The following is a 22819-nucleotide window of genomic DNA, read 5'->3' on the forward strand; positions in this document are numbered from 1 at the left end:
AGGCTTTTTTTATGGCTTTTGAATAATTATTTTTTAATGAATTTTACTGTTTTTGCTTTCCCTTCAGATGTTACTTTTAGAATATAAACACCACTAGAAAGACTTGATAAATCAATCCCAGCAGAAAGAGCATTTATCTTTTTGGATAAAACAGATTTTCCAGAAACATCAATAATTTCAACATCGTCGATAACAGCATTGTTTTCAATATTTAAAATATCAATCACCGGATTAGGATAAAATTGGAACGAAGTCAAATTGAAATCTGGTGCCGAAAGTGAACCATTAACTTTGGCTGTTACCGCAAGACGTTCCTTACTTTCAATTCCGTTTATGGTTTGTGAAGCATAATACGTTTTTCCGTCAACTAAAACAGTTGTTAATGGTAATGGAGTTTCATTTGTTTTGCTTGTTGGTGAAGTTCCTGGTGTACTGTACCATTTAATATCTTGTCCATCGATAGTTAAATCTGCTAAAGTTTGTCCGGCTTTGAATTCTACAGTTATTTTATTGCTTTGTCCATCTATTGTTGGAGCGACGGGGTCAACAGTAATATCACTCATGACATAACATCCATTTAAATCGGAAGTGACAACACGATAGATTCCAGTCGATAAATTAGAGAAAGTATTGTTTGTTGAAAACAGATTCAAATTAGGAGATATCGCATATCTATAACCTCCAGCCCCGCCCGTAGCATTTATCGTGACGTTTTGATTTACAACTTCGGCTGTAGCTATCAACGCAATAGATTCAGTTACAGTAATTATTAGAGTAGAAGTACATTCATTACTATCTTTTACTGCTATTAAATAAGTGCCAGCATACAGATTAGAGAAGATATTGCTAGCTTGATATGTATTTCCGTTTAATGAATAAAGATAAGGCGCTTTTCCTCCTGAAGCTGTTACCTGAATCACAGCATCATTGTTTCCTGGACAACGTATTGGAGAAGTAATAGATGCTGTCGCTACAACCGAATTTACACCAGCTAAGGCAGTAGAAAGGGTGAGTATATCGCCTCCTGCATCTTTAACTTTTATGGTGTAATCTCCTGCTTGTAAATTAGAAGCGATATTAGATGAGCCGTAAGTAATACCATTATCAAAAGAATATTGATGAGGGTATTTGCCTCCTGCTGCATTAATGGTAATAGTGCCTAAAGTTGTGCAAGTAATTGGCTTTATCATGAGAGTGCCAAAAAGGGTTTGTGACGTGATCGTTATTCCCGAAAGATTTACACTGCAACCTCTTGAATCGATTACTTCGATATTGTATTTCCCAACCGATAAACCTTCAAAAATAGGAGAAGTTTGCGGAATACTGATATTATCGTATTTCAGTACATATTGATAAGGAGCTGTTCCGCCTTGAGCCGAAATTGTAATTTTTCCATCATTACTAGCAACAGTTGTACTATTTGTAGCAGTGTTCGTCAAAGATAAAATTGTTGGCTGTGCCAATTCTACCGTTAAGGCGACACCACATCCAAGCGCATCTTTTACCCAAATAATATATTGTCCGGCTGTTAAACCAGTAAAAATATTTGCAGAAGTATAGATTTTATTGTCTATCGAATACGTATAAGGTGCTTTTCCGCCATTGGCAATTACAGTTATGGATCCGTTACTATTATTAAAACAATATGGGGTTACTTGTGTAGTAGTAGCAGTCACTGCAGAAGAAGATTCAATCGTCACTGATACAATAACTTGACAACCATTACTGTCTTTTACATATAAATTATGTGTTCCTGCGGTTAATTCATTAAAAGTATTTACGGAAGAAAAAGTAATTCCGTTAGCAGAATACAGGTAAGGTGCTTTTCCTTGAGTAGCATTAATTGTGACAATATCATTTTCATTGCAGCTCGTTGCTTTTGTAATAGTTGCTGTTGCGAATACTGGAGCCGACTCCATTAAGTCTACAGTATTCTCCGAATTTATAGTGCCTGCTGCATCTTTTACCCAAACGGTATAGGTACCGGCTGGCAGATTGTTAAAAACAGCATTTGTTTGGTAAGTTGTTCCTCCATTAATAGAATATTCATAAGGAGCTTTGCCTCCAGAAGCAACAACAGAAATAGTTCCGGTGTTGGTTGAACAATCCATTGCTTTGTTGATTTGAACAGTCAGCGCAATAGGATCTTCAATAAAAAATGAATGCGCGAACCCAAAACAGCCTAAAGAATCATAAACCAGTATCCAATTAGAACCACGCAGGTTTGTAAAAACATTACTGGACTGTAATTCACCATCATTTAGAGAATAAAGATAAGTGCCACTGCCGCCTCTTACATTAACAATGCTTGCTGTGTTCCCTTCTACAACTAATCGTCCTATCATATTTGCTGGCTCAGTTATTGTATAAGGCAAAGTGAAGATACAATCATTAGCATCTTTCACTTTGATGGTATATATTCCGGATCCAACTTCGTTAAAAGTGTTGGTAGTTGTGTAAACATCATCTTTAAGGGAGTATTGGTAAGGAGCCCTTCCTCCTGATGCCGTAATGGTTACCGATCCATATTCCGATCTACAAAATACAGTATTTGTTGCAGTTGCAGTTAAGGGAACAAGCGGTTCTATTACTAGAGTATTTGTAAGTGAAACGCAACTACCGCTGTCTTTTACAGAAAACTGATATGTTCCCGCACCTAAATCAGTAAAAATATTGTTAGATGAATATACACTTCCATTGATAGAATATTGGTAAGCTCCTATTCCGCCCACGGCATTTATTATTACTGTTGCATTGCTTGTGCAATCTATTGCTTTTATAAGTGTTGCTGTTGTAGCTATAGATGGAGGGACAATTAAATTAATTGTTGTAGATGTTTCAGTATTTGTAGCATCTTTAACTTTTATTAAATAAGTTCCTGGAAATGCAGTATAAGTATTCGAAGCGCTATAAGTCATTCCATTGTCAAAAGAATAGGTATAAGGAGGTGTTCCACCTGTTGCATTAGCTGTTATGATTCCATAAGGGTTAGTACACGTTATTGGAGTCGCTGTAGCAGTTGCTAAAAGTGCTGGTGGCCCATCAACAATCGAGACCGTTCTTATTGCAATGCACCCATTTGCATCTCTAACCTGAACATCATAGGATCCTACTTGCAAACCGTCAAAAATAGTTGAGGTTTGAAAAACGCTAGCTGGCATTCCGTTATTTGTCAATGCATAAGTATAAGATGCAACTCCGCCTGTTGCAACAACGGTTATTTTTCCATTATTACCGTTTGTGGAATTTGAAACATTTGCAATTAAAGTTATTGGGGAAGGTTGGTCAATTTGGATGAAATATGAACTCAGACATCCATTTGCATCTTTTACAGTGACATTATAAACTCCGGCGCTTAAATTTGTAAAAACATTTGTAGAAACAAAAGCGCTATTGTTTATTGAATAGCTATAAGGTGCTTTTCCGCCTTGTACTTGTATGTTTATACTTCCGTCATTGGCTTGGTAGCAGGTTGTATTTGTTTTTGAAACTGTTATTGTTGGAGCATTTACAGGCAAAACAGTTATAACATTTGAAGTAGCAAAAGTATTATTAATGTCTTTAACAATAACGGAATAATTTCCTGCATTTAGATTAGTAAAAATGTTGCTACTCTGAAAAGTTGTTCCATTATCAATAGAATAAGCATATGGTGAAAAGCCTCCTGTTGCAGCAACGGTAACTTCTGCGCCGCTGGTGCAATCTAGTGTTTTAGTAATAGAAATGTTAGCTGTGATAGGATTTGCTATTTCAGCCGTAAGACGAACAGGCTCACAGTTATTTGAGTCTTTTAACCTAATAAAAGATGTTCCAACGCCCACATTTGTAAACACATTGCTGCTTTGAAAAGCACCATTATTTATGGAATAAAGATAGGGTCCTGTTCCTCCACTTACATCAATAACAGAAATCGTATTGCCCTCAATTAATAGTTCTCCAAATACTTCTGTTGGTTGTGTAATGGTATAGGGAAGTGTAGTTATACAACCCGCAGCATCTTTTACTTTAATAATATAATTTCCAGCGTTAAGGTTTGCAAATACATTATTGCTTGAGTAAATATCATTATTTATCGAATATTGATAAGGCGCTTGTCCTCCTGTCGCTGCAATGGTCAAAGTTGCTTTTTCACCCCAGCACAATATTGGCGTGGCAGCAACATTTGCCATTAATGGTGGCGATGGCGGTTGTACAGTATTAAATAATGGAGTCGAAACACAATTTTTACTGTCTTTAATAAGGAAAGTATAATTGCCTGGAGCCAGATTACTAAAAACATTACTATTCGTAAAAGTTTGCCCATTGTCCATAGAATAATAAAATGGAGCCTGACCAGAAGTTGCCTGAACCTTAATTGATGCAGTATTACAGCTTGTAGCATCGGTAACAAGTGCAACACCTGTAACATTAACAAGCGGTGCGATAGTCAGTGCAAATGGATTTGAAACCGAATTTAAAGCATCTTTAACCGTAATAGAATAAGTGCCAGCATTAAGATTATTAAAAATATTAGAGGTTTGATAAGTAAATCCATTAATTGAATACGTATACGGAGCTTGGCCTCCAGTAGCGTTTGCAGTTATAATTCCGTTATTGCCGTTGCCCGAACAATCTAAATCTTTGGTTACAAATGCAGTTAAGTTTAAGAAAGGAGCAACTGTTGTATTTACTGTCGCACTACATCCTTCCGAATCACTTACACTTACATTATAATTACCAGGAGCTACATTTGAAAAAACATTGCTTGATTGAAAATTTATTCCGTTTAATGAATATTGGTATGGCGGTGTTCCTCCATTGGCTGTGACAATTATTGTATTTTGATCTACAATCATTTGCGTTGCCACTAAAGCTGAAGGCTCTGTAATAGTATAAACAATCGAAGTTTTGCAGCCTCTCACGTCATCCCGAACAGTAATAGTATAAATACCAGCAGGCAAATAAGAATAATAATCTTGATTTGTAAATGAACTACCATTTAAGGAATATAAATAAGAACCACTTCCTCCAGAAACATTTATTGATAATGATGCAGTTTCTCCTTTACAAAGTATCGGTTTGTTGGAAGCCGTTACTGTTAAAGCCGGAAAAGTAGTTAAATTGAAATAATTGGTCGTGATAGTGCCATTATTGTCTATTCTTCCGTAGATTTTTGAGGTACCTGTAATTCCAGTGTAACTAGTTGGATTCAGAATTACATTTGTATTGTTTAAAGCATCGTTTTCACTCAAAAAGTAAGTTACCGTTGTTTCAGCAGGATTTAAATTACCAATAAAATCGGCCTTAAGTGAAGTGAGATTAAAAGTTTCGTTAGCGCAAACTGTAACGAAAGCGACTTGAGAATAAAATGTAGTTGTAAATAATAAAAGAAAACAAAGTAGAGTTTTTTTCATAGTACTATATTTGTTAATTGGCTATCAAATATAGTAGAATAAATAGTGTTAAAATTGCGGTTTTCCGTAAAAGCTTAAAAAAAATTAACTAAAGCAATATTTTCATTTCAAATACAAATAATTATTATAATAATCAATAATTGCTTTTCCTTCCAATAAAACATCAGCTCCTATAATTCCATCAACGGGTTTTGCTTTATGCGATTCCAAAGCTTCATTTACATGCGAAAGATCAAATATAACGATGCTAAAATCGTTGTTTTTCCAGCTTCCTAATGTCAATTTGTTTTCAGAGGAAATTTGTGTTTTCATTCCCGTACCGCCCGCACCCGATGCTTTGGTTTTCGATTTTTTTGCCTTCAACTCAAAGCGCTCAATACTTTCAAATCCAACGCAAGAATTTGATGCTCCGGTATCTAAAATGAAGTCTCCCAAAATGCCGTTGATCTTAGCTTTTATAGCAAGATGCTGGGTTTTGGTAAGCTTGAATTTTATTTTTTTGTATTTCTCTTTTTTGAGGTATTCGTGAAGATTTTCCATTTTTGATTCGGATTGAATATCAAAAATAAACCAATTAAAATCAATAAACTAACAATATAATAGATATAATTCGTTGATTTTTCTTCATTTGAAATAGAGCCATAATACACAAACGAACTCCAATAGTAAGGCGACTTTTTGACATTCGAAATAGATTTGTTGTTCAAATAATCTAATTTGGCTTTGCTGTTGGCTTCAAAATAAGAAACATTATTGTTGACGTTTTTATAAAAATCTTCCATAAAAACAGAAGTCGTAAAATCATTTACTTTCCATAACGAAAACAATAAATTTTGTGCGCCGGCAAACTGAAAGCCTCTTGCAACGCTCATTGCACCTTCGGCTTTGTAGAGTTTTCCAATTCCGGTTTCACAGGCGCTTAAAACCACTAAATCGGGATTGATATGCAAATTATATAATTCAGAATAGAAGATTTCTTGATCATAAAATTTGATGCTCGCCGGAGTTTCAATATCTCCCGAGGAGGCATGCGTACTTAAATGCAGAATAGAATAATTTGGTGCATTATTTTTGAAATTGGCAAAACTTGCATCAGCATTTTCTAAATATTTCCCTTTAAAATAACTTTTGATTGATTCCAATTCTTTCTTCGAATAACTTAATTCAAAAGCAGTATTTTCAAAAACAGGAAAAACACCTAAAACTGTTTTTTCTGATTTCTGAATTGGTTTTGAATTCAAATAAATATTTGCCGAAGTATTATAAGCAATCTTAAAATCGTTGAGTAAATAATGCATTTTGGCAAAATTTGTCGTTTTTGATTCCTGCGTAATCAATGCTTCAAAAGGAAGAAAATTCAAAATTCCGTCCGGAACAATGATGAGGTTTTGATACACGGCATTGCTGGGTAATTTTAATAAATCGTAAGCTTTTTTTCCATAATGATTATAACCTGAAATATCATTTGTAATGGCGTCTGCGCTATTAAAATAATTTAGAAAAAATAGAATAGAAACAATTTTTCCATCGCCTATAGGAACTTCGGCTAATGAAATTCGATTATTTTGTAAAATGAAATAATACAGCCTTTCAGCTCCCATAAAATAATAAACCATCATTGCTTTATCATTTTCCAATTTTTTGAACAATGCTTTCAAATCGTATTTTTCAGGAAGATAATCTTGTCTTTGAGATTGTATTTTCTTTAGCGAAAGCATCACTTCATTTTGCTTTTTTATAAGCTGGTTTATTTTTGAAATAGCGGCTAAATTTCCTTTTTGCTGTTCTTTTAAAATGGCATTATTTAAGTTTTGAATTCCCTGTAAAAGCTGTTTTTCTTCTGCCGAAGCATTTTTAATATTCGAACGATAACGTTGCAAAATTCCTGATTTTGTTTTTTCAGACAATTGAAAAGCTTCGTTTAGATATTCTACTTTTCCTTCCTTTTCATATAAATTATTATAGATCGAAATGCATTTTTCAGTTCGGTTTCGTGATCGTATTTGTGAGATGATTTTTGAATTTTCATAAACTAATGAATTCATTAGCAAATCTTCGATGTAAAAAGAAAGTTCAAAAGTTTTTAAAGCTTTTTTGGGCTGATTTATTTCCAGCATTTCGGCCTCTAAATCGAGTGCATCAATTAAAACGGTTTCTGCATACAATTGGTTTTGATAGGGAAGAAGATTACTCGAATCATAATCTGGAATCAGAGTTTTAAAAACTGCTGAAATCTGTTTTTTGCTTTCCTCGTATTTTCGTTCATCAAAAAGAAGTAAAGCTTTTTCGTAATAGAGTTTTGCAAGTTTTCTCGGTTGTTGATTTGCTGTTTTTAAAAGTAATTTTTCGGCTTTTTCTAAATAGGAATTGGCGAGATCAAAACGTTGCCATTGTCTGTTCATCGAAGCCATATTTCGACACGAATTTGATAAAGTTTCGGTTTGATTTTTTTCGTTTTCTAGATATTTTATCGAAGATTGAAATGCATTTTCAGCTTTTTTGTGAGTTTCGGGATGCAATAAGTTTCCGCCAGAACTTAACAAATAGTTATTGCCTAAATTATTCAGTAAAATCCCTTTTTGCGAATTCGACAATTTCTCTGTTTTTAAAGTATTTTCCAAAAGCTCAATCGCCTGTGAAATCTTGCCAGAATTCTGATAAACATTTGATAAATTCAGAATCGCAGCAAATTTTTGTTTTTCCGAATCGGGATAATTTTTGGAAGTATTGACAATAAAAAAATACTGTTTTATAATGTTTTCGGCACTATTATAATCACCCAAAACGGTATATAAATTTCCTAAAGGTTTTAAGCAGAATTCAATAATGTCGTAGTTGGAAAGTTTGTTTTTTTGATAAATCTGCCACGCTTTTTCGTAGCTCGAAATCGCATTTTGCGTTTGTCCAAATTGGTTTTCATAATACGCTTTATTGCAGTTTAAAACCACAATAGCAAGTAATTCATCTTTGGTTTTTGGTTTTGGATTTGTCCAGAAATCATTTTCGGCAGTCTTTAAATTTTGTAACGCTTCCGCGGAAGGATGAGCAACAAAAACATCAACAGCATTATATATTTTATCTTCCTGATGCTGTCCAGAAACATTCAGATTTATGAAAAAGAAGATTAAACCATATAAGTGATATAAGTTCATATTAATTTGTTTTTTTGCCACGAATTTCACCAATTTCCACTAATTTTTTAAGCAGTGCTTTTGAGTTTCGATTTGTGAAAATTCGTGAAATTCTTGGCAAAAGTCTTAGTGTATCTCTGTGTTGCCTTCGTGAATCTCTGCGGAACAAACTAAAACTTCCATATTCCATAAAGCTGAATATAATTGAAATTCTGTTCAAAATTAATCACATAACGCGCACCCAAACTCGGCCCGATTCTCGCAAAACCAGCTGTCAAATCAAATAATAATCCGGTTTTAAAATCGGTAAACGAGTTTTTGATTGTGTTTGACGTTGTTTTCGAATCAATTAAAAAATTGCCTTTGTCGCCTTCGTAAAGGTCAACTTGTATATTCTGATTTTGTTCCGAAGAAACATTTACATTGAACTGAACTCCAGCACCAACTCCAATGTAATTATTGATATTATACCGGATCAAAACAGGAATTTCCCAATTGATGTTTTTGTTTTCGGTTGTGGTTGTTGTGCGCTGTAATTGACGAACTCCGTTAGCATTTGTCAAAAATTGATCTTCAACTGTAACTTCGCTATTGTATTGATTCAAAGCATTCAGCCATTCCGCCTGCCAATAAAAACGATACGATTTAAAAGGTGAAATTGTCGCTCCAACAAAATAACTGGTCGATTTATCTAAATCAGGATAAATATTGTAACCTGCTTTTGCGCCAATTGAAATTCCGGGCAAGAATCGGGTTGTGGCGTAGTTGGTAATTATAGGTTCGTTTTTATCAAAAATAATCGCAGTTCGGCTTTTGGTTTTTACTTTATGAAAGTCTTCGGCAAACTTCATTGAATATTTTACAAAACCTTTTGTAGAATCTTTTTCCTGAACATTTTTCTGTTCGCTTCCCGGCAAATAAATGTTTTTGAAAGTAAAAATAATTTGTTTTTGCTTGATAATGGTATCGAGACAGCTTACGGTTGGTTCTTCTCCTTTTGGGCAAATCGGGCATTCGGGATACATGCTTTCAATTTGGAAAGTTTTTTTGTCAAACATATCCGGAACATCGGTTTCTAACCGAATTTTTCTTGCCGGACCTTCGCCATTATTCTGAAAACGGGTTTTGAAATTCACTCTTTTAAAACGCACCAATCTGTAATTCATAAAACTTCCGTTGGATCCCATTTTATTTGGGTCGTGCGAAGTGACAATTTCCATTTCTAGGTTTTTGATTTTGTGGTTTTTATAACTTCGATTCGGAACAAAAATCCCGCGCATGGTAACTGTTGCGCTTGTATCTTTGATCATTTCCGGAGTTGTTTTAAACGTATAAAAAACATTTCGAGTTTCCCCCGGATTGGCATCATCAAATTCTAAAATAGAAACATTATGATAGGTTTTTTGGGCTTCAGATAATGAAGCGTCAAGATCTTCTTCAGTAGTTGTATTTCGGTATTTTTTACGCTGAATTGTATTTTCGGCGGAAGCCAAAAAAGTATTCGTATCATCAAGATCATCAACATTTGCAACAAGATTTTCTTTGATTTCTCGCTCATTCGCATAAGTCCTAAAATCGCTTAATTCGAAATTATTGTGCTTGAATTGTTTCTCATTATAAAACAAATACAGTTTGCCGCTTGCAACATAATTCTCCAGATTTTGATAACTTACTACAACTATCATTTCCTGATCAGGAATTGGATCACAATTTTTCATTATGGCAAAACCATTTTGATCTGCAATAGATGCAATATCTTTATAATTAGTATCTGTAATATCATTTACGGCTACTTTTTTCGGGCGTGTTGCCGGAGGTTTTCCGTTGTCGTAATTATTGGTAACAGCAAGTCGCGTGGTGTAAGTTCCTTTATTTTTATAAACATGTTTTGGTTCTACTTCTTTGCTGTAATGGCCGTCGCCGAGTTCCCATAAATACGAATAACTTGGTTTTGGAGCACCAGCAATCGGGATCAAAGGCGGCGTTTCGGGTTTAAATGTAAAGGCATTTCCGTTTTGGATAAAACCAATATTGGCTCTTCGGGTTATGGTGTCTTTTACTTTGGTTTGTCCTATTGTGATAATAGAAAATAGAATAAAGAAAATAGACAGTTGTGGTTTCATAACTAGATAGTTTTGGGTTCTAAAAATTCAATAATCAACGAGTTGAATTAAATTAAAAAAAATTAACACATAGAAACATAGGTTTTTGTATCAAAAAAAGAGATCAAACGAAACAAGTTTCCACACATAGCTAAACTATGTGCATTTAGATTTAGTGAAACGCCTTTATTTAAATATTTCTAAAAACTATGTTTCTATGTGTTGAAAATTATTACATTCAATTAATTGAGAATCAATTTTAAAACAGGTTTAAATGTAAAAAAAAGTGATGAGCAAATCATCACTTTTTCTTAAAAAAGTATTTCTAACTTATTGAATAGCATTGATTGCTGCTACCAATTGCGCCTCAGTACCGACTACGGTTTCGGCAAGAGTAAAAGTGTAAATATCGTTGGCAGCGACGGTTACAGCTTTGATCGCATAGCGCCATTGACCATTGTCTTCGGTAACAAAAATCACATGGCATTTCAGACCAATCGGGATTTGGCCATAATGTTCGCTGAATAATCCTGCAGCGGTATAAGTATCTAATTTTGCAAGTGCATTTTTTCCTTCGCCGTCGTATGACAAATAAATTGCGCTATTGTTGTTGTCATAACCATCAGGAGCATCGGCAAGAATTGTTGTTTTTGGTCTTGGATCACTGTAAAAACGGTCCACATTTGTCCATCCAAAGTTTCCAAAAGTTACATAATAATTGTTTCCTTCGCCCTGAACACCGCCTTTTCCGTTAGCACCGTCAGCACCCGCTTTTGCTTCTCTCCAAACTAGTTCTCCTTTGTCATCAATTACGCCACTCCATAAAGTCATGGTATTGTCAACACCATCCGTTAAAGTAGCGGGAACAATCATGCTCATTGAACAGGAAGTTTGAAGCTCAACACCGCCTTGAGTTGCTTTGATGAAAAATTCTCCGCCAGAAATCAATAAGTTTTTCTTTCCGTCAGCAGTAATTCCCATAGTTGGTTTATTGGTAATCAACATATTTCCTTTGTCAAAAAGCTCAATGTATTCAATATCGATTTGTCCTGTTACGGCATTTCCGTTTTTGGTCAAACAATTTCCGTTAATGTTCAATTTTACACCTTTTGCCGATGTTAATGTAATCATTCCACTTCCGGCAGTTGCAGTAAATTTTTGTGTATTTCCTTTAACTCCTTTTTCGCTGATGCTTTTAAAAGCCGCCGCCGTTGGAGGCATAATCTGGATATCCTCTCCATCGCTGTTGTCACAGCTTACTAAAGAGATTAGCAATAAAAATAATAGACTGATAGTTTTAAATTTTGTGTTCATGATTTCTAGTTTTTAAAAAATCTGACTTGAGTATTTCAAGTGGTTTTCAGATTTTGGTTGTTACATTTATATTCTTAAATCAATTTGGGTTTGATTTTGTTACCCTTGTTTTCAAAATATTTTTCAGGCTTGTCTAACACTATATCAATTCGGTTGAAAATTTGTTACCCTTGTTTTTGATTTTTTTATTTAGGGAGATAAACATTTGTCTTCAAAAAGGTTTCCATCTTCATCGACAGCTACTAAAATGTTTTTCTTCTGCGAAAGCGAAACAATCAAATACAGCCAAACAATCGACCAAAGTCCGAATGTGATGCAGGTCAAAAAGAGGTGAAAAGAATGTTTAATGGCTTTTTTTTCTTTGGACAAAACCACATAAGGCAGTTTTTCTTTATGCTCGATAATTACAAAACCATTTCGTTTTTTAGCCGAAATCATTTCGTAAAACTGATCCAGATTTTTCTCTTTGGTAAATTGATAGGTTTCCATTTCCTTTTAATTTTTTTAGTTTAAAAGAGTATTACGGCTTTATATCAAATTGATTTTGTAATTGTTACCCTGTATTTTAAAATTATTTGAGATTCTTTTTTAACTTTAACTAATCAAAAGTTTTTTTATGGAGAAAATTAAAATACATCGTGACCAAATGTATATTGACGGACTTGCAGCAAATGATTCGGCTATAATTGAATCTATTTATAAAAAGTTTGTTCCCAAAGTGGTTTTTTTCGTTTTGAATAATTCAGGCGATCGAGATCAGGCGCAGGATATTGTGCAGGAAGTTATGATTTTGCTTTACAATCAGGCGAAAGCCGGCACTTTAAAATTGACATGCCCTTTTGATGCATACTTTTTTTTATTATGCAAAAGAAAGTGGCTAAACGAATTCAAAAAAATCTCGAATAAAGGGGTAACAATTCATGAAGATGTAGTATCTATCAATGAATCGGCTCTGGAGTTAATCGCTCAAACAGAAGATTTTGAAGAAAAGCAACAGCTTTTTGATGCCATGTTTCAAAAGTTGGGAGACAAATGCCAAGAATTGTTGAAACTGAGTTTCACTATTAAATCAATGGAAGAAGTTGCCGAGAAACTAAACGTTACGTATGGTTATGTGCGTAAAAAGAAATCCTTGTGCATTGGTCAGCTTACAGAGTGGATTCAGGGAGCAAAAAATTTTAAATCTCTAAAAAAATAAGCAGTCATGAACGAAGAACGCTACATATTATTCGATCAGTATCTTGAAGGAGAACTTGCAGTTGAAGAAAAAAATGATTTCGAAAAACAGTTAAGTGAAGATGCACAGTTTGCATCAGAATTTGAAACTTTCAAGTCGATACAGCTTCAGTTGGAGAATAAATTTGGATTCGAAAAAGAAAGAGAAGCTTTCAAAGAAAATCTGAATCAGATAGCTGAAGAACATTTCAATAAAAAGCCGAAAGTAATTGGCTTGAAGCCTTGGTATTTGGCAGTTGCTGCATCAATAGCAGTATTATTTGGGCTTTTCTTTTTTAACTACAATCAGAATCCGGCTTTCGCCGATTATAATCACCCCGAACAAGCTTCTTTTGCTGAAAGAGGAAGTGAAGACGGTCCTTTGAAAAATGCAGAAAAAGAATTTAATGCAAAGAGATATTCTTTGGCAATTCCGCATTTTGAAGCCGTTTTGGCCAAAGGAAAAACGCCAGAAATCCAATATTTTTACGGAATTTCACTTTTGGAACAAAGCGAATATTTAAAAGCCGAAGCTGTTTTCAATGAACTGAAAGCAGGAAACTCAGCTTACAAAGACAAAGCGACTTGGTATTTGGCATTATCTAAATTGAAACAAAGAGATTATAAGTCTTGCAAAGAGATCTTACAGACCATTTCTGAGGATTATGAAGATTATGATGAAGTGCAATTGTTGCTCGATGATTTAGAATAAGCTTGGACTTCGACTCCGCTCAGTCTGACAATACACATAAAAAAAATGCTTTTACGTAAAACCGTAACCGAATTTAGAATTTTAGTTCTAAATTCGGTTTTCTTTTTATAAGAAATAGCCCAAAAACTATTTATTTAAACTAAACCTACATGAAGAAAATTACGTTAGTACTTTTTATTGTTTTTTCGCAAAGTATTTTCAGTGCATCCAAAATCACCGAAACTGAAAAACTGGTTGCAACTTGCAAAGTATGGGGTTTCTTAAAATATTATCATCCAGAAGTGGCCGGTGGAAAAACCAATTGGGACGAACAGCTTTTGCAGAAATTGCCGAAAATAGAAAAAGCACAAACTAAAGAAGAGTTCTCCTTAATCTTAGAAAACTGGATTGACGATCTTGGCCCAGTAAAAGAAATCGCTCCTATTTCTGAATCAAAAGATGTAAAGTTTTTTGATAAAAACTTTGATTTAAGTTGGATTAATTCTGATAAATTGTTTTCGAAAAAGCTTTCGAAGAAACTCAAATTTATTGAAGAAAATAGATATCAAGGCAAACAATTTTATGTGGAAGGAAGTGAACATGTAGAAAATGTTAACTTGAGAAATGAGCGTTATGACGATCCCAATTTTGAGGATAAAAATTCTAAACTACGTATGATATTTATGTATTGGAATGTCGTTGAATATTTTTTTCCATTTAAGTATCTAATGAGTCAAAAATGGGATGAAACTTTAATTCAGACATTGCCTGCGGTGATCAAAGCTGAAAATTATACTGATTTTTACACAGCAATGAAAAAAATGGTTTCAAAAATAGATGACAGCCATACAGAGTTTTTTATGTATAAGTCTTCGATAGGTGAAGGAAATGGAAGATTTTTTCCTGCTAAAGGAAAAATAATTGATGAAAAAATAGTGGTGACAGAAATTCTAGGAGACAGTGTTGCCGAAGCTTATAATATTAAAATTGGAGATGTCATTACTAAAATAAATGACAAAACAATTAAAGAACTTATTTCAGAAAATAGAGATTTAATTTGCGCGTCAAATGAGGCTGCTTATTTAAATAAACTCGTAAGGATTGTCCTGGCGAATACCAATGATAATGTTAAAGTTGAATTTTTGAAAGACGGAAAATACGAAACAAAAGATATGATTTGGTTTGATTATCATGAGTCGCATCGAAATGAATTTAAAAAAGGAGCTCAGAAAAAGACGGAAAAGTTTAAACTTCTCAAAAATAATATTGGATATGTAGATATGGGAGTTATAAAACCGAGAAATATTCCGGCTATGATTGAAGCTTTAAAGTCAACAAAAGCAATTGTTTTTGATATGAGAAATTATCCATTGGGAACTTTTAGGGAAATATCAAATTTTCTAAATTCTCAGGAAAAAGAATTTGCCATTTACACACGTCCATATTATGCTTATCCAGGCAGATTTATTTGGAAGGGAGGAACAAAAAGCGGTTCTGATAATAAAGATCATTACAAAGGAAAAGTGATTGTTTTGCTTAATGAAAAATCACTCAGCCAATCTGAGTGGACCGCTATGTGTTTTCAAACAGCGGGAAATACCACAATTATTGGAAGCCAGACTGGCGGAGCAGACGGAAATGTAAGCCAATTTGATTTTAAAGGATTTCACACACTATTTTCAGGAATTGGCGTTTATTATCCTGACGGAAGAGAAACACAAAGAATAGGAATTGTTCCAGATATTGAAGTAAAACCAACTATAAAAGGAATTCAGGAAGGCAAAGATGAGGTTTTAGATCGTGCTTTGCTTTTTATTGAAACAGGAGATTTGAAAACAGGAGCGGCTATAAAAAACTAAAAATATAATATTGGGGGCAAAAACCTTTGTCAAAGGTTTTTGAATATTGTTATCCTGAGTGAAGTAGAAGGACAAATAAGTAAGTAAAAAAGAATTGGGGATCTTTTTTAGTGGACTTCGACTTCGCTCAGTCTGACAATATAAAGTTTAAAAAATTTGTTTTCATCCGCGTTTTCACGAAGTGAATCCGTAAAATCCGCGTTCCATAATCACCACGAAATTGCTATTCTTTTAATATTGTCGTAATTTTGACAGCTTTAAAAAAATAGACAATTGAATTCAGCACCCATAATTACCGATACACACACACATTTATATTCTGAAGAATTTGATCAGGATCGTGACGCCATGATTCAGCGCGCCATAGATGCCGGAATTACACGTTTTTTTATTCCTGCAATCGATGCTGCAGCAACGCAGTCTATGTATGATTTAGAGAAAAGTTATCCAGAAAATATCTTTTTGATGATGGGACTTCATCCTACATATGTAAAAGATAATTATGAAGAAGAATTGGCGCATGTAGAAACCGAATTATCAAAGCGAAAATTCTATGCAGTTGGCGAAATCGGTATCGATTTGTATTGGGATAAAACACATTTAAAAGAGCAGCAAATTGCTTTTAAGAGACAAATTCAGTTGGCAAAACAATACAAATTGCCAATCGTAATTCACTGCCGAGAAGCTTTCGACGAAATCTTTGAAGTTTTGGAAGAAGAAAAATCTGAAGATTTATTTGGGATTTTTCATTGTTTTTCCGGAACTTTAGAACAAGCTGAGCGTGCGATTTCTTACAAAATGAAATTAGGAATTGGAGGAGTTGTCACTTTTAAGAACGGAAAAATCGATCAGTTTTTGAACCAAATCGATTTAAAACATATTGTATTGGAGACAGATTCGCCATATTTAGCGCCGATTCCGTACCGAGGAAAACGAAATGAAAGCAGTTATTTAGTCAATGTTATTGCTAAATTAAGCGATATTTATGGAGTTTCTGCCGAAGAAATTGCCAAGATTACGACTCAAAATTCAAAAGACGTTTTTGGGATTTAACCAAAGCCTTACAAAACTTTAATTTTTTTTTTGTTCTTTTGCCCACTTAAACCTAAATAAATAATGCAGAGATTTGATGCCATTCGACCGTTTTATGATTCTGAAATAAATGAAGCACTTCATGGTGTTGTCAATCATCCGATGATGAAAACCATGATGAACTTTACATTTCCGGATGTAGAAGATGAGGTTTGGAAGGAACAATTGAAGAAAACACATTCTATTCGTGATTTTCAGTGCAATTTTATTTACAATACTATTCAGAAAGTTTTAGAAAAAAGTTCTGAAGGATTAACAACCTCAGGTTTTGAGAAATTAGAGCCAAATACTTCTTACTTGTTTATCTCGAATCATAGAGATATTCTTTTAGATACCACTTTGCTAAATGTTTGTTTGTTCGAGCATGGTTTAGTCATGACAGCTTCGGCAATTGGCGACAATTTGGTGAAGAAAGCTTTCTTGGCAACTTTAGCAAAATTAAATAGAAATTTTTTAGTTTTAAGAGGATTAACGCCTCGTGAAATGTTGCAAAGTTCAAAGTTATTGTCTGAATATATGGGACAATTGCTGCTTCGCGAAAATCGTTCGGTTTGGATCGCGCAAAGAGAAGGAAGAACAAAAGATGGAAATGACGAAACTAATCCAGGCGTTTTAAAAATGATCGGAATGGCTTCTGATGAAGAAGATTTGATGAATTATTTTAAGAAATTAAAAATTGTTCCAGTTTCGATTTCGTATGAATATGATCCGACTGATGTTTTGAAAATGCCACAATTAATGGCAGAAGCAAACAACGAAGTTTACGTAAAAGACAAAAATGAAGATTTCATGACCATTATAAGCGGTGTCATGGGGACTAAAAAAAGAATACATATTTCTGTTGGCGATGTTCTAGATACAGAAATCGATCAGATTGTGGCTGAAAATGACAATGCAAACAAACAAGTTCAAGCTTTGGCACAAACTATCGATGATGTTATTTTGAAAAACTATCAATTATGGCCAACAAATTTTATTGCTTACGATATTTTAAACGAAACTGATAAGTTTGCTCACAAATATAAAGAGAGTGAAAAACAGCTTTTTGAGCGTCGTTTAGAAATGCGTATCGGGAGCGATAATCCAGTGACAAGACAAGGATTTTTGGCTATGTATGCAAATCCAGTTGTCAATAAATTAAAATACCAAGATGTCATCTAAAGCAAAAATATTATTGATTTATACCGGAGGAACCATCGGTATGAGCAAAGATTTTGAAACGGGCGCGCTCAAAGCCTTCAATTTTGGTAAATTAATTCAGAAGATTCCTGAAATCAAACAATTGGATTGTGAAATTGAATCAATTTCGTTCGAACATCCAATAGATTCTTCAAATATGAATCCTCAAATGTGGACAAAAATTGCCACAATGATTGAGGAAAACTACACTTCTTTTGACGGATTTGTTGTCCTTCACGGATCAGATACCATGTCGTATTCAGCTTCAGCATTGAGTTTTATGCTGGAGAATTTGGCAAAACCAGTTGTGTTTACCGGTTCGCAATTGCCAATTGGTGATTTGCGTACCGATGCTAAAGAAAACTTGATTACAGCAATTCAGATTGCATCTCTTCAAGAAAACGGAAAACCGGTTATTACAGAAGTCTGCTTGTATTTTGAATACAAATTATATCGCGGAAACCGAACTTCTAAAGTAAATGCAGAACATTTTAAAGCTTTTACAGCGCCAAATTATCCGGAATTGGTAGAATCGGGTGTTCATTTAACCTTAAATAGACATTTATTTCTTCCAATAAATAAAGATGCGAAACTGATCGTTCATAAGAATTTGGACAATCACGTTGCCATCATCAAAATGTTTCCAGGAATGAGCGAAATTGTTTTGGCTTCAATTTTAGCAACTCAAGGTTTGCGAGGAATTGTTTTAGAAACGTATGGCTCAGGAAATGCACCAACTGAAGATTGGTTTTTAAATTTAATCGAAAAAGCAATCAAATCTGGAATGTATATCGTTAACGTAACGCAATGTTCAGGGGGAAGTGTGAATATGGGACAATATGAAACCAGTACGGCTTTAAAATCCTTAGGCGTTATTTCAGGAAAAGACATTACTACCGAAGCCGCAATTACAAAATTGATGTATTTGTTAGGGCATAATATTCCGCAAAACGAGTTTAAAGATATTTTTGAGACTGCACTTCGCGGGGAAATATCTTAAGTTTAAATTCCAATATTTTAAATTCCAAATTCCAAAATCTAAAGTTGGAATTTGGACTCGAGCAATAGCGAACAGGCGAAGCAATTTAATTTTTGCAATTTCCTCAAAGCGTTGGAATTTGGAATTTTCTAATTGGAATTTTTATAACGAACCGGACAACTCTCCAATTCCTCATCAACTTTATGTTTTCTATAATAGACATAAACAATAACCGAAAGAATACAAATGATTCCCTGAATCGCAACCGTATTTCTAGTTCCGATAATATGAGAAACATATCCAACGATCAAACTTCCCACGGGAATCATTCCTTGGTAAGCCATCAAATAATAACTGATGCTTCTTGATCTCATATTTACAGAACTTTGTGTTTGAACGTAAATGTTTATAGATGAGGTTTGTGCCATCATTCCTATACCACTCAAGGCCATGCAAATAAGCGCTATGGCTAAACTATTTGAGTAAGCAAGTATGATAATGCTAAAACCTAATAATAAGCTCGCAGCAATCATTATTTTGCCCATATTGTCAGCTCTTTTAAGATTAGCCAAATAAATCGCTGATACAATAGAACCAATTCCGGCGGCACTTTCAAACCAGCTGAAAGTTTGTGCGTTTCCGTTGAAAATATCTTTTGCAAAAACAGGCATTAAAGTATTAAAAGAAATCACGAATAAACTGCTGCACATTAGCATTAAAAGCATTCTGGCCATTTCGGTTTCTTTTTTGACATAATCCAAGCCTTCAAGGAAATCATCCAGCATTTTGAATTTATCTTCGGCTTTGATGTGAGGTGTGATTCTCATCATTAACAATGAGATTAAAACCGGAATGTAGCTTAAGAAGTTTCCAATAAAACAAATGTCTTCACCGTATTGGTGCAATATAATTCCGGCAAGCGCTGGACCGGCAATTCGGGCGAAATTATTCAAAGTTGAATTTAAGGCAACTGCGTTTGGCAAATCTTCTTTGTCATTTACAATATCAATCATCATGGTTTGTCGGCAGGTCATGTCGAATGCATTGATAATTCCTTGAAAAAGACTTAGAGCCAAAATAAAATTGATATTGTAAATTTTTAGGTAAATCAACAAAGCCAAAAGTCCCGCTTGAAGCATTGCCATCGATTGCAAAAAAATCATGGCTTTGTGTCTGTCGTATCTTCCGATAATACTTCCGGCTAAAGGTGCAAGAAATAATGACGGAATCATACTTAAAAAAGTCGCCAGCCCAAGTAAAAATACAGATCCGGTTACGCTATAAACCATCCAGCTGACCGCAGTTTTTTGAAGCCACGTTCCAATTACAGAAACGGATTGTCCGTAAAAGAATAACTTGAAATTCCTTGATTTTAGCGCTTTAAACATAACCTTAAATATTTTTTACAAAGGTCGGGATTATGATTTCATTAGAAAAATTAATAATTTTACTCGTAATAAGTAGTAAAACTTATCAATATGGAAATCTATCAATTAGAATATTTTATAAAAACAGCTGAGGTTTTGCATTTTACAAAAGCAGCCGAATTGTGTTTTGTAACGCAATCTGGGCTTTCACAGCAAATCAAAAAGCTAGAAGAAGAGCTTGGTTTGCCTTTGTTTAAGCGAATTGGCAAAAAAGTACAATTAACAGAAGCGGGGTCCGTTTTTTTGATTCACGCCAAAAAAGTGGTCGAAAATGTCGAAAACGGTAAACAAGCCATTGTAGATTTAAATGAAATGATTGGCGGCGAACTGCGAATTGGCGTTACCTATATTTTTGGTTTATTGATTCTTCCTGTTGTCAATGCATTTGCCAAGAAATATCAGAATCTGAAAATTGTGGTAGAATATGGAACAACAGAAGCACTGGAACAAAAGCTTCTTAATAATCAGTTAGATGTCGTTTTGGTGATTTCATCACATGAAATTGAATTGCCCATTCAGAAAATCCCTTTATTTACTTCTCACATGGTTTTGGCAGTTTCTAGAACACATGCTTTAGCTGCATTAGATAAAATAGCTTTCAAGAAAATAGAAGAAATTCCGTTGGTATTGCCTGGAAAAGGATCCAATTCAAGAGAATTTGTTGAAGAATTATTTCAAAAATTCAATATGAAACCCAAAATTTCAATAGAGTTGCATTCGATACACGCCTTATTGCAAATGGTAGAAAACAGCGATTGGGCCACAATTGTGGCAGAAATGGCGCTAAAAGGCTGGGATCAGCTAAAAGCAATACAAATTACAGGCGTTGCTACAAAAAGAGAAGCTTTTATGTTAACAATTGAAGGTTATCAAAAAAAGGCCGTAAAACTTTTTATGGAAGAATTTAGAAAAAGCATTTAAAGTAATCTTGAATTTTGTTTTTGAAACTCAATTTTTTTTGTGTTCTTTGCAGACCAACAAAGAAAGGTGTCCGAGTGGTTTAAGGAGCTAGCCTGGAAAGCTAGTATATGGGAAACTGTATCGAGGGTTCGAATCCCTTCCTTTCTGCATGAGTTGTCCTGAAAAAGGTTGACTCGATTAGTAATATAAAATTAATTAAATCGGAACAGAATTATTTTTGTTCCGATTTGTTTTTTTCCATCTTTTGAGTTTGATTTGATTTTGTAAATGTGCTTGATTTGGAGTCAGCATATTTATTGATAAATGCACTCTTATTTGATTATAAAATAAAATAGATTCTAGAGCTTGCTTTTTCAGATTTTCAAAATCTTCAAAGATTTCAGATAATCCAAATTCTTCTTTTAAAATACCATTTACTCTTTCTGCAACTGCATTTTCATATGGATCATAGTTTTGTGTCATACTTATCAGAATCTTGCTTTGAGATAAATATTCCGTGTACTCTTTGCTGCAATATTGAAGACCTCTATCTGAATGATGTATGAGATTTCTGCTGTATTTCCTATTACCGACAGCCATCTTTAAAGCTTCTAATGTAGAAGAAGCCATTAAATTATCCGATAAATTATAACCTACAATTTTCTTCGAGTATGCATCTGTTATCAAATGCAGGTAATATGTTTGTTCTTTAGTTCTTAGATAAGTAATATCAGCAACCCAAACCTGCTCAGGCTCATTGAGCTTGATTTCTTTTATTAAATTTGGATATTTACGCATCCAATGTCTTGAATTTGTTGTCTTGTAATATCTTCTAGCTTTAGGGACTAATAAATATTCATCACGTAAAAAATCAAACAATTTATCTCTGCCAATCTTTATTTGATGTCTTTTTAAATCATCTTTCAGCATATAATGCAGTTTTCTGCCACCGGTTTTTGGCAGCTTTTGACGAACCGACATTACCAAAGATTTGAGATGTACTTTGTCGGGAATTGACTTTAATAGATGTGATTTTCGTTTGTAATAAGCTTGTTTACTGTATCCAAACAATCGACATATTTCACAAGGACTAACCCTGTATATACGATTTATTTCTTGGACTGCTTGGAACCAGACTTTTTTACAATCTCGATTTTTAGCTCGCGTTCGGCTATTTCAATAAACTTTTTAAAGACCAATAATTCTTGCTCTTTCTTAGCTAATTGAGCTTCGAGTTCTTTGATGCGTTGAGATTGAGGATCTTTCATAGGTCGTCCCAGTGTTAGTTTTTCCAGATATGTAAATTTACCATATTTTCTTAACCAACTGTCGATACAGCTATGACTTCTGATTTGGTAACGACGGCGAAGATCTGCCTTGCAAAATAATCCCAGTTCAAATTCTTTTACAACCTGTTTTTTGAATGCCTCACTGTAAGTGCAATCAGGCACAATTCTTTTAAATACTTCTCTTGTTAGTGACATAATTAAGTTAATTATAGTCAACTTTTTTCAGGACGAGACAGCAAGATAAAATC

15 protein-coding genes and 1 tRNA gene are annotated in these 22819 nt (G+C 34.1%); 8 read left to right on the forward strand and 8 right to left on the reverse strand.

What is annotated here, in order from left to right:
• Positions 1-26: 26 nt before the first annotated feature.
• The 6 genes from SCB73_RS08110 to SCB73_RS08135 all read right to left on the reverse strand — a co-directional run bounded on the left by SCB73_RS08110 (position 27) and on the right by SCB73_RS08135 (position 12429).
• Positions 27-5393 carry a T9SS type A sorting domain-containing protein gene (locus SCB73_RS08110; protein WP_320569550.1) on the reverse strand — a complete coding sequence of 1789 codons (5367 nt, stop codon included), beginning with the start codon at positions 5391-5393 and terminating at the stop codon, positions 27-29.
• A gap of 102 nt (positions 5394-5495) precedes the next feature.
• A complete protein-coding gene (locus SCB73_RS08115; protein ID WP_320569551.1) occupies positions 5496-5933 on the reverse strand; it encodes a retropepsin-like aspartic protease in 438 nt (145 codons plus the stop codon).
• Positions 5885-8545 carry a CHAT domain-containing protein gene (locus SCB73_RS08120; protein ID WP_320569552.1) on the reverse strand — a complete coding sequence of 887 codons (2661 nt, stop codon included), beginning with the start codon at positions 8543-8545 and terminating at the stop codon, positions 5885-5887. The genes SCB73_RS08115 and SCB73_RS08120 overlap by 49 nt, the downstream gene beginning before the upstream one ends.
• A 149-nt stretch (positions 8546-8694) precedes the next feature.
• Positions 8695-10647: a PKD domain-containing protein gene (locus SCB73_RS08125; RefSeq protein ID WP_320569553.1), complete on the reverse strand. Its 1953-nt coding sequence runs from the start codon at positions 10645-10647 to the stop codon at positions 8695-8697.
• A 309-nt stretch (positions 10648-10956) separates the two neighbouring features.
• Entirely contained in the window at positions 10957-11940 is a 984-nt protein-coding gene (locus SCB73_RS08130) for a hypothetical protein (RefSeq protein WP_320569554.1), read from the reverse strand.
• 189 nt (positions 11941-12129) lie between these two features.
• Positions 12130-12429 (reverse strand): hypothetical protein, encoded by a 300-nt coding sequence (locus SCB73_RS08135; RefSeq protein WP_320569555.1) that lies wholly within the window; start codon positions 12427-12429, stop codon positions 12130-12132.
• A 127-nt stretch (positions 12430-12556) separates the two neighbouring features.
• On the opposite strand from SCB73_RS08135, the gene SCB73_RS08140 reads away from it, so the two are divergent.
• From SCB73_RS08140 to SCB73_RS08165, 6 genes are all read left to right on the forward strand, one after another.
• Positions 12557-13138 carry an RNA polymerase sigma factor gene (locus SCB73_RS08140; protein WP_320569556.1) on the forward strand — a complete coding sequence of 194 codons (582 nt, stop codon included), beginning with the start codon at positions 12557-12559 and terminating at the stop codon, positions 13136-13138.
• Positions 13139-13144: 6 nt separating this feature from the next.
• Positions 13145-13867: a tetratricopeptide repeat protein gene (locus SCB73_RS08145; protein ID WP_320569557.1), complete on the forward strand. Its 723-nt coding sequence runs from the start codon at positions 13145-13147 to the stop codon at positions 13865-13867.
• A 149-nt stretch (positions 13868-14016) separates the two neighbouring features.
• Entirely contained in the window at positions 14017-15705 is a 1689-nt protein-coding gene (locus tag SCB73_RS08150) for a S41 family peptidase (RefSeq protein ID WP_320569558.1), read from the forward strand.
• A gap of 273 nt (positions 15706-15978) precedes the next feature.
• Positions 15979-16758, forward strand: a complete 780-nt coding sequence (locus tag SCB73_RS08155) for a TatD family hydrolase (protein ID WP_320569559.1) — start codon at positions 15979-15981, stop codon at positions 16756-16758.
• 63 nt (positions 16759-16821) lie between these two features.
• Positions 16822-17958 (forward strand): 1-acyl-sn-glycerol-3-phosphate acyltransferase, encoded by a 1137-nt coding sequence (locus tag SCB73_RS08160; RefSeq protein WP_320569560.1) that lies wholly within the window; start codon positions 16822-16824, stop codon positions 17956-17958.
• Positions 17948-18976, forward strand: coding sequence for an asparaginase (locus tag SCB73_RS08165; RefSeq protein ID WP_320569561.1), 1029 nt, complete (start codon positions 17948-17950; stop codon positions 18974-18976). The genes SCB73_RS08160 and SCB73_RS08165 overlap by 11 nt, the downstream gene beginning before the upstream one ends.
• A 128-nt stretch (positions 18977-19104) precedes the next feature.
• Here the strand turns inward: SCB73_RS08165 and SCB73_RS08170 are convergent, their stop codons facing one another.
• Positions 19105-20343 carry an MFS transporter gene (locus tag SCB73_RS08170; protein ID WP_320569562.1) on the reverse strand — a complete coding sequence of 413 codons (1239 nt, stop codon included), beginning with the start codon at positions 20341-20343 and terminating at the stop codon, positions 19105-19107.
• A 90-nt stretch (positions 20344-20433) separates the two neighbouring features.
• On the opposite strand from SCB73_RS08170, the gene SCB73_RS08175 reads away from it, so the two are divergent.
• The gene (locus SCB73_RS08175; RefSeq protein ID WP_320569563.1) at positions 20434-21303 is read left to right on the forward strand and encodes a LysR substrate-binding domain-containing protein; all 870 of its coding nucleotides are present in this window, start codon (positions 20434-20436) and stop codon (positions 21301-21303) included.
• Positions 21304-21363: 60 nt separating this feature from the next.
• Positions 21364-21450, forward strand: a tRNA-Ser gene (locus tag SCB73_RS08180).
• A 48-nt stretch (positions 21451-21498) separates the two neighbouring features.
• On the opposite strand, the gene SCB73_RS08185 is transcribed toward SCB73_RS08180, so the two are convergent.
• Positions 21499-22766 (reverse strand): IS3 family transposase gene (locus SCB73_RS08185; RefSeq protein WP_320566433.1). Its coding sequence is split into 2 segments (ribosomal slippage): positions 21499-22427 and positions 22427-22766, totalling 1269 coding nucleotides; the frame shifts between segments, so codons are not numbered across the junction.
• Positions 22767-22819: the final 53 nt, after the last annotated feature.

It is taken from the genome of Flavobacterium sp. KACC 22761 (assembly GCF_034058155.1).
GTDB lineage: Bacteria > Bacteroidota > Bacteroidia > Flavobacteriales > Flavobacteriaceae > Flavobacterium.